Below are 15,413 nucleotides of genomic sequence, written 5' to 3'. Positions count from 1 at the left end.
TAAAATAAATTTTATAGCTTTATTCATCATATCTAACTTTTAAGGCCAAATGATCATTACTTCTATAGCTATCTATCGATTGAGCATTCCCATGGAACCTTTTGCTATCGCTACGGGTATTATGGACTATGCACAAAATACATTTATTCGTATCCATACGGACACCGGTCTCTACGGTGTAGGTGAATGTTCTGCTTTCCCGATGATTGTTGGTGAAACGCAGGACACCTGCCTAGTGCTGGCGCGCGAGTTTGCACGCCTTTGGAAGGGTAAAAATCCATTGGCGATAAACGATAGGATGGCCGAATTGCATCTTTTTGTGGCTGGAAATACAACAATAAAGTCTGCCTTTGATATGGCTCTGCATGATCTTGCGGCGAAGGAAGCCGGCTTGCCGTTGTATAAATTTTTAGGCGGGCAGCGCAAGGAGATCACGACAGATATCACTATCGGTTTGGGCGAGCCCGAAGTTATGGCACAGAAGGCCGAGCAGTTCAAGTCGGCCGGAGCGGCCGTATTAAAGGTGAAGTTGGGCAAAAAGCCGAAAGATGATGTAGAACGCATACGCGCGATACGTCGTGCCGTAGGCTTCGATATTCCTTTACGGATTGATGCTAACCAAGGATGGTCTTTCGAAGAAGCTGTGGAAGCGCTGAATGGTATGGAGCCATTCAAGATTCAATTTTGCGAACAACCGATGCGGACATACAATGATCATCTGCTACCGGAACTGCGTAGTCAAACAATTATCCCTATCATGGCAGACGAATCCGTCTACAGCCAACAGGACGCCGATAGGCTATGTCGTAACGATGCCTGCGATTATATCAATATCAAGTTTTCCAAGTCTGGAGGTATTGTGGAGGCGATGCAGGTGCAACATGTGGCGGCGGAATATGAGGTGCCCTGCATGATTGGCGGCATGCTGGAGTCGCGATTGGCATTGGCAGCGAAGATACACTTTGCCTATGCGACGAGCAATGTGAAATTTTATGATCTAGACACCTGTATGCTGGGGCATTTAGAAGATCCAGTCGTTGGAGGCGCACAATTCAACGGTTATCACGTTTCGGTGACAGACGACATAGGTATTGGTGCAGATATAGAGCCGGGATTCTTGGAGCGTTGTGAGCAATGGATAGTTTAATCGGTATGGTTATGATGCATACAATAGCATGGGGGATAGGTACGCAAGAAGTTGTGATCCTCACGATATTATTGATTATTCTCGTTTTCTTTTGGTCCGTTTTTAGTCGCTTGTTGAAAAGGAAGTAAATGCAAAACAACTTCGGGCAAGTCGAGCAGTTTATGTACCTTTGTGAAGGAATAGAAAATTAAAAACTATGAGTACACAAAAAGGTCCTATTTCTCAATTTTTGGAGAAAAACTACCTGCATTTCAATGCCGCAGCATTGGTTGACGCAGCGAAAGGCTACGAAGCTCACCTCTTAGATGGTGGAAAGATGTTGATTTCTTTAGGCGGTGCAATGAGTACAGCAGAGCTGGGGATTTCCTTGGCGGAGATGATCCGTCAGGATAAGGTACAATTTATATCGTGTACAGGTGCAAACTTGGAAGAAGATGTCATGAACTTAGTGGCTCATTCACACTACAAACGTGTGCCTAACTACCGCGACCTTACACCAGAACAAGAGCGCGAATTGCTTGACCAACACTACAACCGCGTAACAGATACCTGTATTCCAGAGGAAGAGGCGTTCCGTCGTTTACAAAAGCACTTGGAAGATGTGTGGCATGCTGCCGAAGAAAAAGGCGAGCGCTATTTTCCACATGAGTTTTTATATCAAGTGGTGAATTCCGGTATCTTGGAGCAATATTATGAGATCGATCCGAAGAATTCTTGGATCGTCGCGGCAGCAGAAAAGAATTTGCCAATAGTTTGTCCGGGATGGGAAGATTCTACAACGGGAAATATCTTTGCGGCGAATGTTATCAAGGGTAAGCTACAAGCGAGCACGGTTAAATCTGGTATTGAGTATATGATTTACTTGAGCGAATGGTATCGCGAGAACTCTGGCGGTAAAGGTGTTGGATTCTTCCAGATTGCTGGTGGTATTTCCGGCGATTTCCCTATTTGTGTTGTACCGATGATGTACCAAGATTTGGAGTGGGAAGATGTTCCTTTTTGGGCTTACTTCTGTCAGATTTCGGATTCAACGACTTCTTATGGTTCTTACTCAGGTGCTGTGCCTAATGAAAAGATTACTTGGGGTAAATTAGATATTGATACACCTAAATTTGTCGTGGAATCTGATGCGACGATTGTTGCGCCATTGATTTTCTCCTACATTTTAGGACATTAGTAATCGGAAAATATAAGTTGAGAAGGAGCAGGGCTGGGCAGTAGGCCTTGTGCTTGCTCCTTTTTCGTTAACATGATTGATAGCAATGAATAATTTGGTAACGCATAATCCGGCCGCTTTACAGGCCTTGATGTCGGAAACAATCTTCACACATGGCGCTACAGACTATGAAGCTGTCGCGGCAAAAGAGATGCCGATAGCGCAAGAGTCTGCCGAAGAAGAATTTGTCTATAGTGGTGACAAATCAACAGGTATCTTATTTATTCTGCGTTATCCTGCTTATCCTTATTTTTCGCCGCAGGCAGAAGAAGCTTTCGTCAAGACGATCGGCGCTTTAAAGTTGACCCTTACTAATGTAGCCGTGGTGAACTTGGCCAATGCGCACAATCCCAACGATTTTAAACGCATCATGTCCTTTTTCGAACCCAAGAAAATTACCTTACTGGGTGTTGAACCTGCTTCGCTGAAGCTGCCTGATATTGGACATAATTCCTATATGAAAGGACGTGTTGCTACCGTGTTCAACACGTTCAGCTTCGAAGAGATGTTCGCCGATGTAGAGAAGAAGAAACTCTTTTGGGGTGAGTTCAAAACGTTTATTGGTAGTTAGTACGAAGTACTTAGATTGTAGATCTTTCGCATCTACTACTTTTCTAATCTTTGACTTTCTACTTTTGCCTTTTTAATTTTTACTTTTAAATTTTCAAAATGCTCGAACTTGTATTTGCTACAAACAACGCTCATAAACTAACCGAGGTGCAAGCTATCGTTAGTGATAAATTTATTATCAAGTCCTTGGCTGACATTGACTGTCAGGATGATATCCCGGAGACTGGAGTTACTTTTGAAGAGAACGCACAACAGAAAACCGATTATTTGGTGAACAAATATGGGCTTTATTGTTTCGGGGACGATTCCGGATTGGAAATCGATGCGCTCGATAAAGAGCCAGGTGTATATTCTGCTCGCTATTCCGGAAGCCGGGATATGGAAAAGAATATTGACCTTGTTTTGGAACGATTGGGAGCGAACGAAAATCGAACTGCTCGATTTAGGACGGTGATCTCGCTGTACCTTAATGAACAGCAACATTTCTTTGATGGAGCTATTGAAGGAACCATTGTGCCGGAACGTCGCGGCGTAGAGGGCTTTGGATATGATCCGATTTTTATTCCCAACGGTTACGATAAAACATTTGCAGAAATGACGTCGGAAGAAAAGAATGCCATCAGCCATCGGGCAATAGCGGTTAGTAAACTCACCGATTTTTTGTTAAGTAAATAAGTAGGTGCTCGTTTTGAACTACGTAAATCGAAAAGAGAAATCAGGCATTTCGGCTAACGCTGAGGAGCTACCATTTTTTCGGGGAGGGCAGTAGAAGGTTTTGCAGCGGCGGCTCCGGGTTTAACACCGACATTAGGCGTCACTTTGTTTGGAACTGTCGGCTTAGGCGGTAAGTCACCTTCCTTTTGCGCTCCTTTTTCTTGATTTTCAGGTGTCTTACTGTTTTCTTCACCTTCATTCGTTGCTCCTCCTTTTGGTAGTTCCCGTTTTCTATCCATCATATCCTGTTTGGATTTTGGACGATCTTGCGGGCGCCAAATAAAGCCGGGCAAAGTCTCGTTCTCCTGAGTCACTAGTCTGAAAGGGTATACTTTCTGGTCTACTTTCCGAATCGTGGTGTAGTCAATAATCTTTTTGCCTTCCATTTTAATCTTGATACGCGCCCCGCGATCGTGGAACATTTCGCTGATGGTATTCGTTTTGTCATTGGAAGAGAATACCAAATTCTCCGCATTGCCGTCTACGTAAAGCCTATCCATAGCATTATTTGCAAAAAAGGCAGTGATCTTACGTCCTTTTAGCTGATTGTATTTGATGGAGTCAAGCACAGCATTGACCATAAAGGCATTATTGATCAATAGGGCATTATCCATCTTCTGCTGCTTAATCTGCATAAAGATAGTGTCCGACGAAATCTGCGAGCCGTCCGACCAAATCATTGGTCTACCCATAAAGCGGAACATGGAATCGGCCATACCATAATACACAGAATCCGCAACAGCTTGGAGATCTGATTTGAACATGCGCACATTGTAGTATGCCTTGACGATTCGCGTACGGGCTGTATCGAGGTAGGCTTGATTGCTGGTGTCTTTAAATGCCGTGTCAGGTTTTTGAGCAACTTCCAGCGCTTGGTTTATCAAGCTGTCGGCTTCTGCCTCCCGCGGTACAATCGCACGTTGCCGGATAACGGAATCTTGCTGCAAGGTCTTCGCAATCTCGGTCTTTTCATTTTTCTGAGGAGCTGCGGTCCTGTTCGATTGCTTTGCTACAGGTTTCTTGATCTCAGCAGGCTTTTGTATTTGTTTGGAGACAGCCTTTTCCGGAACTTTAGTCAGGACGCTATCTACGCCCAGACTGTCTATACCTAGGCTATCTACGCCCACGGAATCCTGCAAAGTCAGTGCGTCGCCTTCCATTTCTTCACCGATGCCTAGCTCGTCATCGCCATAATCGACATCTTCTTCTACATCCAATTCGCCACCACTGCGGTCTAGCTTAAAATCCAAGGCCTTGTAGTCTTTCAACAAGATCATCCTTGAAAACAGGGTGTCAGCTGTCATGTAAACAGAATCTACCTTGGGGGCTTCCTTTACCGGCGTGGCAATCATAGTCGAGTCGGATTGCAGGGTGATAGGTTCTTTTTCTGCATCAACCCGCTCGTCTACGTCTATCTTTTTATCAGGCTTATTTTTGCCCTTATTTCTTTTTCCAGTGGCGCTGTCGTCAACCACCGCTGTGCTATCTGTCGTCGTCTTGGTCGAGTCGTTGTTCACAACCATCGTGATCAGCGGTTTGTCTGTCATCGTGATGGACTCATCGGCTTGATTGTACAGGCCGTAACCTCCATAAGCGTAAAATTTATCCGTGGTATCTACAAAGACCACATTGCGAAAGGCCTTTCCATAGCCAGTACTGCGATCGTAGTGCAAGCTATCGCCTTTCAGAAAACGCGTTCCTTCGGTATAAAGGTTGTTTTTTGAAAAGTTGGCCACGCCGGTTTCCGTATTGTAATTGCCTTTTTCGGTATACAAGTTTTCGCCCTTATTACCTTTTATATTGGTGGGGCCGAAGAAGTAAGTCATGCGCTGTGCCGAGTTATAGCGCATGGTGTCCGTATAAATCTTGACATTGGGTGTGCGTACCACTACCTTATTTCGGAAATAAGCATCTTGGGTGTCTTCAAAGTAATAGGCATTTTTGGACGTGATGGTATCACCCTTTGATATGATACGTCCACCACCGGTGTAGGTGCCCACCTTACTCCGCATTTTATAGACTAGAAAATTCGTCGTTAAAACCGAGTTGGCATCCACCATGCGCACATTATTCGTTAAGGTCGCAATCTGCGGTGTAGCATCATAATGAAGCTTGTCTGCATAGATAACCGTGCCCGATGGTTGCGTGATCACGACATTCCCAAACGCTTCAAAAAATTGCTGTTTCAGCTCATCCTCATACATGATGCTGCTATCGGCGGATAATGTGCTGCCTTTATGTTCAAAAACACCGTTGTAATAGGTGGAATATCCGGTTTTGGCATTGAAAACAGCATTCCGTGAACTTACCAAATTCAACCGATCTTCACCCTGTCCGTTGCGACCAGATGGGACTTGTTGCGCAAACGAAACGAATGCGTAGCATAAGCAGAAGACGATAATGAAGTACTGTTTCACGAGCGCAAAAATAGCTAATAAAAAAGCAAAAAAATGTTAAAGCACAATTTTTCCTGCCAAATACTTTTGGATAGAATATTGTCTTAACTTTGGTCTATGGATTTGCTTCGCCAATTTCAGAAATACCTACAGGAAAGCTTGGCTATTGCCGAAAATGATCGGATCATTGTGGCCGTCAGTGGCGGGCGTGATTCGATGCTGATGGCTTATCTTTTCATACAGTTGGGATACGACTGTCGCTTGGCACATTGTAACTTTAGTTTGCGAGGTGCCGACTCGGATGCCGATGAGGCATTGGTACGGCAGTTTGCGGCACAATATGCTGTGCCTTGTTTCGTACAACGATTTGATACCGAATCCTATGCGGACGAAAAGGGCATATCTATACAGATGGCTGCACGAGATCTGCGCTACGCTTGGTTCGAAGCATTAAGACAGCAAGAAAATGCCCAATGGATTGCTATCGCGCAGCATCAGCAAGATCATATCGAAACGACGCTCATCAATATGAGCAGAGGAACAGGCCTGCGGGGCCTGCGTGGAATCCTACCAAAGCAAGGCCTCTTGATTCGTCCATTGCTATTTCTTAGCGCGGATCAGATAACTAAACATGTGACAGCCTTGGGTATCCCGTTTCGGGATGACCAATCGAATTTCTCCACCAAATATGCACGAAATAAGATTCGTATCGAGGTGTTGCCTAAGCTAAGGGAGGTTAATCCCGATTTTGATGCGGTGATGCTGGATAACATCGCTAACTTCAGCGAGACATACACGCTGTTGCAATCCTTCATCTTGCCGATTCGCGACAGCCTATTTCGGCAAAAGGCGGATTTTGTTGAAATAGAACGCGCGGAATTGGAACAGTATCTAAGCAATACAGGGTTACTTTACGAACTTTTTAATCCCTATGGTTTTTCGAAGGAGGTGCTAGGCGATCTGCAGCGCGCTTGGGATGGCGAACCGGGCAGACGCTTCTATTCGGGAACGCACGAATTGCTTCTCGACCGAAGCTCCTTATTGTTACGCCCTATTTTGTCTGAACTGGGGCGGATCGATTCGATTTCTTTTTATGAGAGCGATAGCAAAGTCTTTTTTGGCGCCTATACTTTTCAAGGATCGGCAGGAGAAGACAGCAGTATAGATCCGCGGGCGGATAGGGCGAAGATAGATTATACTAAATTGGTTTTTCCCTTAACCCTACGCTACTGGAGACAGGGCGACGTATTTTATCCCTTAGGGATGCAAGGCAAACAAAAACTTAGTGACTACTTTGTGCAAAAGAAGATATCGCTGTTTGAAAAGGAACAGATTCCAATCTTGCTGAATGGCAATGGTGATATAATTTGGGTGGTGGGCTACAGACTGGATAATCGCTATCGGATAACGGAAAGTACAAAAAAAGTGTTTACTTTGGTTTATAAATAATGGCTATGGATGGACAATATCTATTTCAGGAAAAGCAATACCTAGGACGTGATGCGACCTGGTTAAGTGTACGGATGATCTTGGTATTATTCTGTTTTATTGCCTATTACCTGAATCTGCAGCACTTGGCGTCGAGCCAACTTTTCTTTATCGTCGGTGTGAGTATTATCGTGGTGTCGATCATCATGATCTATATGGTGCATTACAAGACTGTTGTAGGCGGTAAGTTTTTGATAATTAGCGGACTGTGGTCCTCTCGTTTGGTGAAGATCGACTTGTATAATATTGTTAAGGTCGAACGAAAACCATACAGTTTATTCATTTTCAATAATCCTGTTTATAATCTACATAAAAACGGTAAAATACGTTTTTATTCCGGAGGGAAAGATGCCGTTTGGCTGACGGATAAAGAAGGATTGATCTATATCATTGGTTCGCACAAGGCGGAAGAATTCGTACGTGCCGTGGAGTTAGCGCAGCAAAGACTAAAAGGAGATAAAGGAATTTCGTAAGATCATCTTAACCATAGCGTTGCGCGCTTGGTGTGCGATTTTCCGCGTTAAAATCTGTTAACATATTCATGCTGACATTTTGTTGACGAAAGGGTTTATAGATTTTTAGTAAATTTGATCAAATAGTTTAGCACATGGAATTTTTAATAAAGTTTATCCTTATATTTTTCTTGGTTTTTTACGGCGTGAAGTTCTTATTTCGCTTGTTGATGCCCATTGCTTTACGGAAGCTTTCCGAACGCCTTATGGGCAAAGCAGCACAGCAGGCGCAACAGGGCGCAGGAAATGGACGCTACCAATACCAACAAAGCAACCCTTTTGACCAGTTTAAGCAACAGCAGGATCAGAACGGACGAAACAATGGCGAGATTCGTGTGGATTACGTTCCTACGGAAGAAGCCAAACAACGGAAAGGTACACAGACGGCCGGTGAATTCGTGGATTTTGAAGAAATAAAATAATAGCGTGAATGCGGCAAACATTGTTTGCCCCTTCCTTATTAAATTTTTATTTTTGGATTTTCCTTCATACATGTGGCTAAAGCAACTCTCTGTCTTAAATTTTAAGAATTACACGGAAACTTCCTTGGATTTTTTGGCGCAAGTGAATGCATTTGCCGGTCCTAATGGTGCGGGAAAGACAAACTTGTTAGATGCCATACATTACCTTGCCCTGTGTAAATCTTATTTCAATCCTATTGATTCCCAACATATCAAAAAGGGAGAAGATTGGTTTATGGTTCAAGGAGAATTTGATAAAGACTATGCATCGGACACCATATCCTGTAGCCTAAAAAAAAATCAAAAAAAACAGTTTAAGAAGAATAAAAAAGATTATCCACGTTTAGCGGATCACATCGGTCAATTTCCACTGGTAATGATCTCTCCGAGTGATACGAGTATTGTCACCGATGGTAGTGAAGAGCGACGGAAATTTATGGATAACGTTATCTCCCAAACCGATAATCAATACCTGGATATACTTATTCAGTACAATAAGATTCTATTGCAACGCAATACACTGTTGAAGCAAATCCGGGAGAAAGGCGTTTTTGATGTCGGACTTTTGGAGGTGCTCAATCTACAGTTGGTGGAAGCCGGTGAGCGTATTTTCTCCCGTCGCAAGCAATTTATGGAACGCTTTTTACCGGAATTCGAACGGTATTATGCTTTCTTGAGTACCGATGCGGAGCAGGTTGCTTTGGTTTACGAGTCACCCTTGATGGGGCAGGATTTCGAGACGCTATTGCGGCAATCCATTGATAGAGATCGCGCCTTGGAACGCACAACGCAAGGCATACATAAGGATGATCTCCTGTTTACCATACATGATGGAATGGTTTTGAAGAAGTTCGGATCACAAGGACAGCAGAAATCTTTTCTCATCGCCCTGAAGCTTGCACAATACAGCTTCTTGCGGGCGTGTAAACAATATAAGCCGCTGCTGCTTTTGGACGATATTTTTGATAAACTGGATGAATACCGAACCCGTAAGCTTATGCAATTGGTTTCTGAAGATGAATTTGGACAGATTTTCCTGACGGATACAAATGGGGAAAGAATAAAACAAATTTTCGATGAAATAGAAAAGCCAATTCGTATTTTTGAGGTTAAAGGAGGCACGGTTGATGTATAAGAAGAAATTTGATGAAATTCCGACGAAAGACGACATCGGAATTAAAGAAGCCGTTGAAAAATGGATCGAAGTGTACCGCTTGCGCTCTAAATTTGATGAATCATCGATCGTTACCGCTTGGCCCGAGATCATAGGTAGTGCCATTGCTAACCGAACACAGAAAATTTATATACACAACAAGAAACTCTTCGTGAGGGTCGAGTCAGCGGTTATCAAGAATGAACTCGCGATGATGCGTCGACAGATTATAGGGCGTGTCAATGAGTACGTCGGACATGTGGTAATAGAAGAATTTATTATTCTTTAATGATACAGCTTACGCGCGCTTTTAGTGTGATGTTCGACATCAGTGAAACGGAGGCGCAGGTTTTTTCCAGTAAGTTTTCTCCCGAATTACTTCCTAAAAATGCTTACTTCCTGCAAACGGGCGAGCGTTGCAACAAGTTTAGTTTTATTAGTTCCGGTTTGGTTCGTGTTTTTGCCGAAACCGAAAAGAGAGAGGTGACACAATGGATCGGAGATGCAGGACATTTTCTAACGGATATCTCTTCCTTTATGTTTCGAGAGCCTGCTCGCTGGAATATCCGAGCGCTGTCGGAGACGACGCTATGGACACTTTCCTATGCTGACTACCTGCAATTTGAGAAGGAGCTGCCCGCTTGGAATATGTTGGAAAAAAGATTTGTTGCGAAGTGTTTTTCCGTGATGGAAAACCGAATTTTCGACTTTATTGCGCTATCTACAGAGGAACGCTACGCCCGCTATTTCGCCCAGTATCCTAACCATTTCAATCAGGTTCCGCTGCAATATATCGCTTCTTTGCTGGGGATGAGCCCGGAAACGCTGAGCCGTATTCGCGCTAAGTAGTTTTCTTGATTTTTGTCAAGCCAAAGCTTCTTGTGCCGTATTATTTTTGTGCTATGCGAAAAATAGATATAGAGAAGCAAATTAACATCAACGCTACCGTCGAACAGGTATGGCAAGTGTTTTCCGATTTCAAAGCCTACACGGAGTGGAGTCCTACAATCCTTTTTTTGACTGCAGCACCCCAACAAGGGGAGTCGACAACGGTGTTGTTGCAGCAGCCAGATGGCAAGAAGATGACCATGCATCCCAAGGTGCTTCAATTAGTAGAAATGAAGGAATTGCGTTGGAGAGGTCGACTGTTGCTGCCAGGTCTTTTTGATGGAGAACATTATTTTATATTGAAGCCATTACCCAATGGGACGACTCTATTTATACAAGGAGAGCACTTTGATGGACTGTTGGTGCCCCTGTTGAGGAAAATGATTCTTGGGCCTACGCAAAGAGGTTTTGAAGCTTTTAACCAAGCGTTGAAAAGAAAGGTAGAAGAGCAAGTCACAATGAGTCTATAGATATTCCTCTAAATCTCCCTTTCCTTCCCGAATAACTTCAAATTCACCAGAGGTGAGATCAACGACTGTTGATGCCACATTTCCACCATATCCGCCGTCGATAACGATATCCACAAGATCTTGGTATTTCTCGTAGATCAATTCCGGGTCAGTCGAATATTCGATGATATCATCTTCGTCATGGATAGATGAGGTCACAATTGGACGCCCCAATTCTTTCACTATCTCTCGCACGATGTTATTGTCGGGAACACGGATACCTACGGTTTTCTTTTTAGAGCTCAGTAGTTTGGGCACTTTCCCACTGGCATTGAAAATAAAGGTGAAGGGGCCCGGTAGCGCCTTCTTCAATACCCTGAATACGGCCGTATCGAAGGGTTTCGTGTAATTGGAGATATCCGTTAGGTCGTAACATATGAAGGACAAGTTAGACTTGTCTGGGCGCAAACCACGGATCTGGCATACACGTTCGATGGCTTTCTGATTGGTAATGTCACAACCGATACCGTAAACGGTGTCGGTAGGGTAGATGATGACGCCTCCCTTTTGCAGCACCTCGACGGCCTGCTGTATAGCTTTGGGGTTTGGATTATCTTCGTATATCTTTAACAACATGATCGTATATTTAATTGTGCACCAAAAACACGCTTGTTCACCCTGATGACCAACTTGTTTAGGGGCAGGTATGGAATAGCTTATCTCTTAAAAGAGAACCGCCAAACGTAAAAAATGTTCGGCGGTTCTGTATAGGTATATTTTTTTGCTAAAAAGCAGCACTCTTCGGTGTTCTTGGAAAAGGTATCACATCGCGGATGTTGGTCATTCCTGTGACAAACAATACCAGTCGCTCGAAGCCTACACCGAATCCCGAATGCGGTGCTGAACCAAATCGACGTGTATCCAAAAACCAGTCCATTTCTTCTTCGGGGATGCCAACCTCGGCCATGCGTGTCAACAGTTTTTCCAAGTTTTCCTCCCGTTGAGAACCGCCGACCATCTCGCCAATGCCCGGGAACAAGATGTCCATGGCACGCACCGTTTGGCGACCTTGTGCATCTGGCTCATTCTGTTTCATGTAGAATGATTTGATCTCCCGCGGATAGTCGGTTAAGATAACCGGTTTTTTGAAATGTTTTTCGACTAAGTAGCGCTCATGCTCGGATTGTAAATCCGCTCCCCACTCTTCAATAAGGTACTTAAATTGCTTCTTCTGATTAGGTTTGCTACGTTTAAGAATTTCCACCGCGTCGGTATAGCTCACGCGCTCAAAGCGGTTTTGGATAACAAAATGTAATTTTTCAACCAAATCCAATTCCGAACGTTCAGCCTGTGGTTTTGATTTTTCTTCTTGTAATAAGCGGTTGCGTAAGAACTCAATCTCGTCCGGACAAACCGTTAAGGCGTAATTGATTACATACTTCAACAGCTCTTCCGCCAGATCCATGTTATCTTCTAACTCATAGAAAGCCATTTCCGGCTCTATCATCCAAAATTCGGCCAAATGGCGCGTGGTATTAGAGTTTTCGGCACGGAACGTAGGGCCAAACGTATAGATGTTCCCGAAAGCCATCGCTGCTAGTTCGCCTTCCAATTGCCCCGATACGGTAAGGTTGGTGGACTTGCCAAAGAAATCTTCCTTAAAGTCAATTTCACCTGACTCCGTACGTGGAGGATTGTTCAGGTCTAAGGTTGTAACACGGAACATTTCACCAGCGCCTTCGGCGTCGGATCCAGTAATAATAGGCGTGTGCATATACACAAAGTCCCGTTCGTTAAAGAACTTATTTACGGCAAATGCCAATGCATTGCGTACTTTGAAGATTGCGTTGAATGTTCCCGTGCGAAACCTTAAATGGGCAATTTCACGAAGGAATTCTAAGCTGTGCTTCTTGGGCTGCAATGGGAATTTCTCGGGATCTGAATCGCCCAATATATTAAGTTCGATAACTTTAATCTCTACGCGTTGCCCTTTGCCTAAGGAGGCTACAAGCTCACCTTTAACACGGATAGCCGCTCCTGTAGTGATTCTTTTTAACAGGGCCTCGTCGGTATTTTCGAAATCAACTACTGCCTGTATATTGTGAATGGTCGATCCATCATTTATAGCGATAAACTGATTGTTGCGGAATGTTCTTACCCAACCTTTAACAATAACTTCTTTGCCAGTTTCTTCTGACTGTAATAGTTGTTTTATACGTGTATGTTCCATTAGTAAACTATAATGAGCGTCTTTTCCTGTTATATTTGAGTTTACAAAAATAGCTTATTATTTTTTAATTACGTGGGGAAGGTTGATAAAGTTAAGGGAAACTCGATGATGAAGATAAATAAACAGCGGGTGACAAAAAAAGCCTCTGGAAATTTCCAAAGGCTTTTCTATATTATGAAAAAGAAAATTATCCTTTCAACACTTTCGTTACAAGCTCAGCAGCTTCCTTCAACAAAATTGCTGAATAAACTTTCAATCCTGAATCGTCGATCAATTTTTTCGCTTCAGCAGCATTTGTACCTTGCAAGCGAACGATGATCGGCACAGGGATGTCGCCAATTTCGTTGTATGCATCGATTACACCTTGCGCTACGCGGTCACAACGAACAATACCACCGAAGATGTTAATTAAAATAGCCTTTACGTTAGGATCTTTCAAGATGATGTTGAATCCGGCCTTCACCGTTTCAGCATTTGCTGTACCACCTACGTCCAAAAAGTTTGCAGGCTCACCACCGGCAATCTTGATGATATCCATAGTTGCCATCGCTAAACCAGCACCATTCACCATACAACCTACGTTACCATCTAATTTTACGTAGTTCAAATTCGATGCGCCAGCTTCTACTTCTGTTGGATCTTCTTCCAATACATCGCGTAGGGCTGCGTAATCTGCGTGACGGTAAAGTGCATTCTCATCGAAATTAACTTTTGCATCAACTGCTAAAATTTTGTCGTCGGATGTTTTCAATACCGGGTTAATCTCGAACAAAGAAGCATCGATGCTATCGTATGCTTTGTAAAGGGAGCCGATGAATTTAACCATCTCCTTATGTGCAGCACCAGAAAGACCCAAATTGAAAGCTATCTTACGCGCTTGGAAGCCTTGAAGGCCTGCTTTAGGATCTACTTCCTCTTTGAAGATCAAATGAGGTGTTTTTTCTGCTACTTCTTCAATGTCCATTCCACCTTCTGTAGAATACATGATGATGTTGCGACCTTTAGCACGATCTAACAAGACAGAAACATAAAACTCTTTAATATCGCTTTCACCAGGATAGTAAACGTCTTGTGCTACCAAAACTTTGTGAACTTTTTTTCCTTCAGGTCCAGTTTGCGGAGTGACCAACTGCATGCCGATAATGTCTGTAGAACGTTCGAGCACTTCGTCGTGGTTTTTAGCCAATTTAACGCCACCGCCTTTACCACGGCCACCAGCGTGAATTTGTGCTTTTACTACCACCCAGTCTGAATTAAAATCTTGTTTTAATTTTTGTGCAGCCTGTACAGCTTGCTCTGGAGTTTCCGCAAGAATTCCTTCCTGAACCCTTACACCAAAACCTTTAAGTATTTCTTTTGCTTGATATTCGTGAATATTCATCTTAAAAAATTTGTGGTAAAAATATGGTTTTTAAATGGAAGGGGCAAGTAATTCTTTGGTAAAAAACGAGATAATCGGTGCTATTTTTTGCGTGTATGGATCCGCTAGAATTGATGCGCTGATTTCGTCTCATTTTCCTTACCTTCGCAATATGATATTGAAGGCAAGTCAAATACACAAGTCTTATGGGCAGCTGCCTATTTTGCGGGGCGTAGACCTGTCCGTAGAAAAAGGAGAGATTGTTTCTATCGTGGGTGCTTCCGGCGCAGGGAAGAGCACGCTACTCCATATTATCGGTACGTTGGACAAGCCGGACCGTGGACGACTGGTGATAAACAATGTGGATATTGGAGAGCTTAGTCAAAAGAAAATGAGCTTGTTCAGAAATGAGCATATTGGTTTTGTGTTCCAATTTCACCATCTTCTACCAGAATTTACAGCATTGGAAAATGTATGTATTCCTGCCTTCATTCGTGGTCAAAGCCGCAAACAAGCGGAGTCGCGCGGGATGGAATTATTGGATCGATTGGGCGTTAAACATCGTGTCGATCATAAACCTTCCGAGATGTCAGGAGGCGAGCAGCAGCGTGTATCTGTAGCACGTGCACTAATGAACAGTCCCGCTCTTCTGCTGGCGGATGAACCTTCGGGAAATTTGGATTCAGAAAATGCGGCCTCGCTGCATCAGCTGTTCTTCGAGCTCCGGGAATCCCTACAACAGACCTTTATTATTGTAACGCATAACGAAGAGTTGGCTAGTATATCCGACCGCACCGTACATATGCGTGACGGTCAAATACTCTAAAAT

The 15,413-nt window shown here is 43.6% G+C and carries 16 protein-coding genes; 12 read left to right on the top strand and 4 right to left on the bottom strand.

Going from position 1 to position 15,413, the window contains the following annotated elements; translation table 11 throughout:
* Positions 1 to 49: 49 nt before the first annotated feature.
* The 4 genes from SCB77_RS07945 to SCB77_RS07930 all read left to right on the top strand — a co-directional run bounded on the left by SCB77_RS07945 (position 50) and on the right by SCB77_RS07930 (position 3,608).
* Positions 50 to 1,147, top strand: a complete 1,098-nt coding sequence (locus SCB77_RS07945) for a mandelate racemase/muconate lactonizing enzyme family protein (RefSeq protein ID WP_320185895.1) — start codon at positions 50 to 52, stop codon at positions 1,145 to 1,147.
* 196 nt (positions 1,148 to 1,343) lie between these two features.
* On the top strand, positions 1,344 to 2,324 hold the full coding sequence (locus SCB77_RS07940) for a deoxyhypusine synthase family protein (RefSeq protein ID WP_320185894.1): 981 nt from the start codon (positions 1,344 to 1,346) through the stop codon (positions 2,322 to 2,324).
* Positions 2,325 to 2,409: 85 nt separating this feature from the next.
* A complete protein-coding gene (locus tag SCB77_RS07935; RefSeq protein ID WP_320185893.1) occupies positions 2,410 to 2,934 on the top strand; it encodes a hypothetical protein in 525 nt (174 codons plus the stop codon).
* Between the two features lie 98 nt (positions 2,935 to 3,032).
* A complete protein-coding gene (locus SCB77_RS07930; protein ID WP_320185892.1) occupies positions 3,033 to 3,608 on the top strand; it encodes a non-canonical purine NTP diphosphatase in 576 nt (191 codons plus the stop codon).
* Positions 3,609 to 3,661: 53 nt separating this feature from the next.
* Here the strand turns inward: SCB77_RS07930 and SCB77_RS07925 are convergent, their stop codons facing one another.
* Positions 3,662 to 6,064 (bottom strand): OstA-like protein, encoded by a 2,403-nt coding sequence (locus SCB77_RS07925; protein ID WP_320185891.1) that lies wholly within the window; start codon positions 6,062 to 6,064, stop codon positions 3,662 to 3,664.
* Positions 6,065 to 6,160: 96 nt separating this feature from the next.
* Between SCB77_RS07925 and tilS the strand changes: the two genes are divergently transcribed.
* The 7 genes from tilS (at position 6,161) to SCB77_RS07890 (ending at position 11,015) form a co-directional block, all read left to right on the top strand.
* Entirely contained in the window at positions 6,161 to 7,492 is a 1,332-nt protein-coding gene (tilS, locus tag SCB77_RS07920; RefSeq protein WP_320185890.1) for a tRNA lysidine(34) synthetase TilS, read from the top strand.
* 5 nt (positions 7,493 to 7,497) lie between these two features.
* A complete protein-coding gene (locus tag SCB77_RS07915) occupies positions 7,498 to 8,004 on the top strand; it encodes a hypothetical protein (protein WP_320185889.1) in 507 nt (168 codons plus the stop codon).
* A gap of 134 nt (positions 8,005 to 8,138) precedes the next feature.
* A complete protein-coding gene (locus SCB77_RS07910) occupies positions 8,139 to 8,465 on the top strand; it encodes a DUF4834 family protein (RefSeq protein WP_320185888.1) in 327 nt (108 codons plus the stop codon).
* 70 nt (positions 8,466 to 8,535) lie between these two features.
* Complete coding sequence (gene recF, locus SCB77_RS07905) at positions 8,536 to 9,639, top strand: DNA replication/repair protein RecF (RefSeq protein ID WP_320185887.1); 1,104 nt, start codon at positions 8,536 to 8,538, stop codon at positions 9,637 to 9,639.
* Positions 9,632 to 9,946 carry a DUF721 domain-containing protein gene (locus SCB77_RS07900; protein ID WP_320185886.1) on the top strand — a complete coding sequence of 105 codons (315 nt, stop codon included), beginning with the start codon at positions 9,632 to 9,634 and terminating at the stop codon, positions 9,944 to 9,946. Before recF ends, SCB77_RS07900 begins: the two co-directional genes overlap by 8 nt.
* Positions 9,946 to 10,506 carry a Crp/Fnr family transcriptional regulator gene (locus tag SCB77_RS07895; protein ID WP_320185885.1) on the top strand — a complete coding sequence of 187 codons (561 nt, stop codon included), beginning with the start codon at positions 9,946 to 9,948 and terminating at the stop codon, positions 10,504 to 10,506. Before SCB77_RS07900 ends, SCB77_RS07895 begins: the two co-directional genes overlap by 1 nt.
* Before the next feature lie 53 nt (positions 10,507 to 10,559).
* Entirely contained in the window at positions 10,560 to 11,015 is a 456-nt protein-coding gene (locus SCB77_RS07890) for an SRPBCC domain-containing protein (protein ID WP_320185884.1), read from the top strand.
* Here the strand turns inward: SCB77_RS07890 and SCB77_RS07885 are convergent.
* The 3 genes from SCB77_RS07885 to sucC form a co-directional block, all read right to left on the bottom strand.
* Positions 11,010 to 11,630 carry an L-threonylcarbamoyladenylate synthase gene (locus SCB77_RS07885; protein WP_320185883.1) on the bottom strand — a complete coding sequence of 207 codons (621 nt, stop codon included), beginning with the start codon at positions 11,628 to 11,630 and terminating at the stop codon, positions 11,010 to 11,012. The genes SCB77_RS07890 and SCB77_RS07885 overlap by 6 nt on opposite strands.
* Before the next feature lie 148 nt (positions 11,631 to 11,778).
* Positions 11,779 to 13,224: an asparagine--tRNA ligase gene (gene asnS / locus SCB77_RS07880; protein WP_320185882.1), complete on the bottom strand. Its 1,446-nt coding sequence runs from the start codon at positions 13,222 to 13,224 to the stop codon at positions 11,779 to 11,781.
* A gap of 187 nt (positions 13,225 to 13,411) precedes the next feature.
* The gene (gene sucC, locus SCB77_RS07875; protein ID WP_320185881.1) at positions 13,412 to 14,605 is read right to left on the bottom strand and encodes an ADP-forming succinate--CoA ligase subunit beta; all 1,194 of its coding nucleotides are present in this window, start codon (positions 14,603 to 14,605) and stop codon (positions 13,412 to 13,414) included.
* Between the two features lie 154 nt (positions 14,606 to 14,759).
* Here sucC and SCB77_RS07870 point away from each other — a divergent pair, with 154 nt between their 5' ends.
* Positions 14,760 to 15,410 carry an ABC transporter ATP-binding protein gene (locus tag SCB77_RS07870; RefSeq protein WP_320186612.1) on the top strand — a complete coding sequence of 217 codons (651 nt, stop codon included), beginning with the start codon at positions 14,760 to 14,762 and terminating at the stop codon, positions 15,408 to 15,410.
* Positions 15,411 to 15,413: the final 3 nt, after the last annotated feature.

The sequence above is a fragment of the Sphingobacterium bambusae genome (assembly GCF_033955345.1).
GTDB classification, from domain to species: Bacteria; Bacteroidota; Bacteroidia; order Sphingobacteriales; family Sphingobacteriaceae; genus Sphingobacterium; species Sphingobacterium bambusae.
Note: the sequence above shows the minus strand (reverse complement) of the source record. Positions and strands in the feature narration are given on the sequence as shown.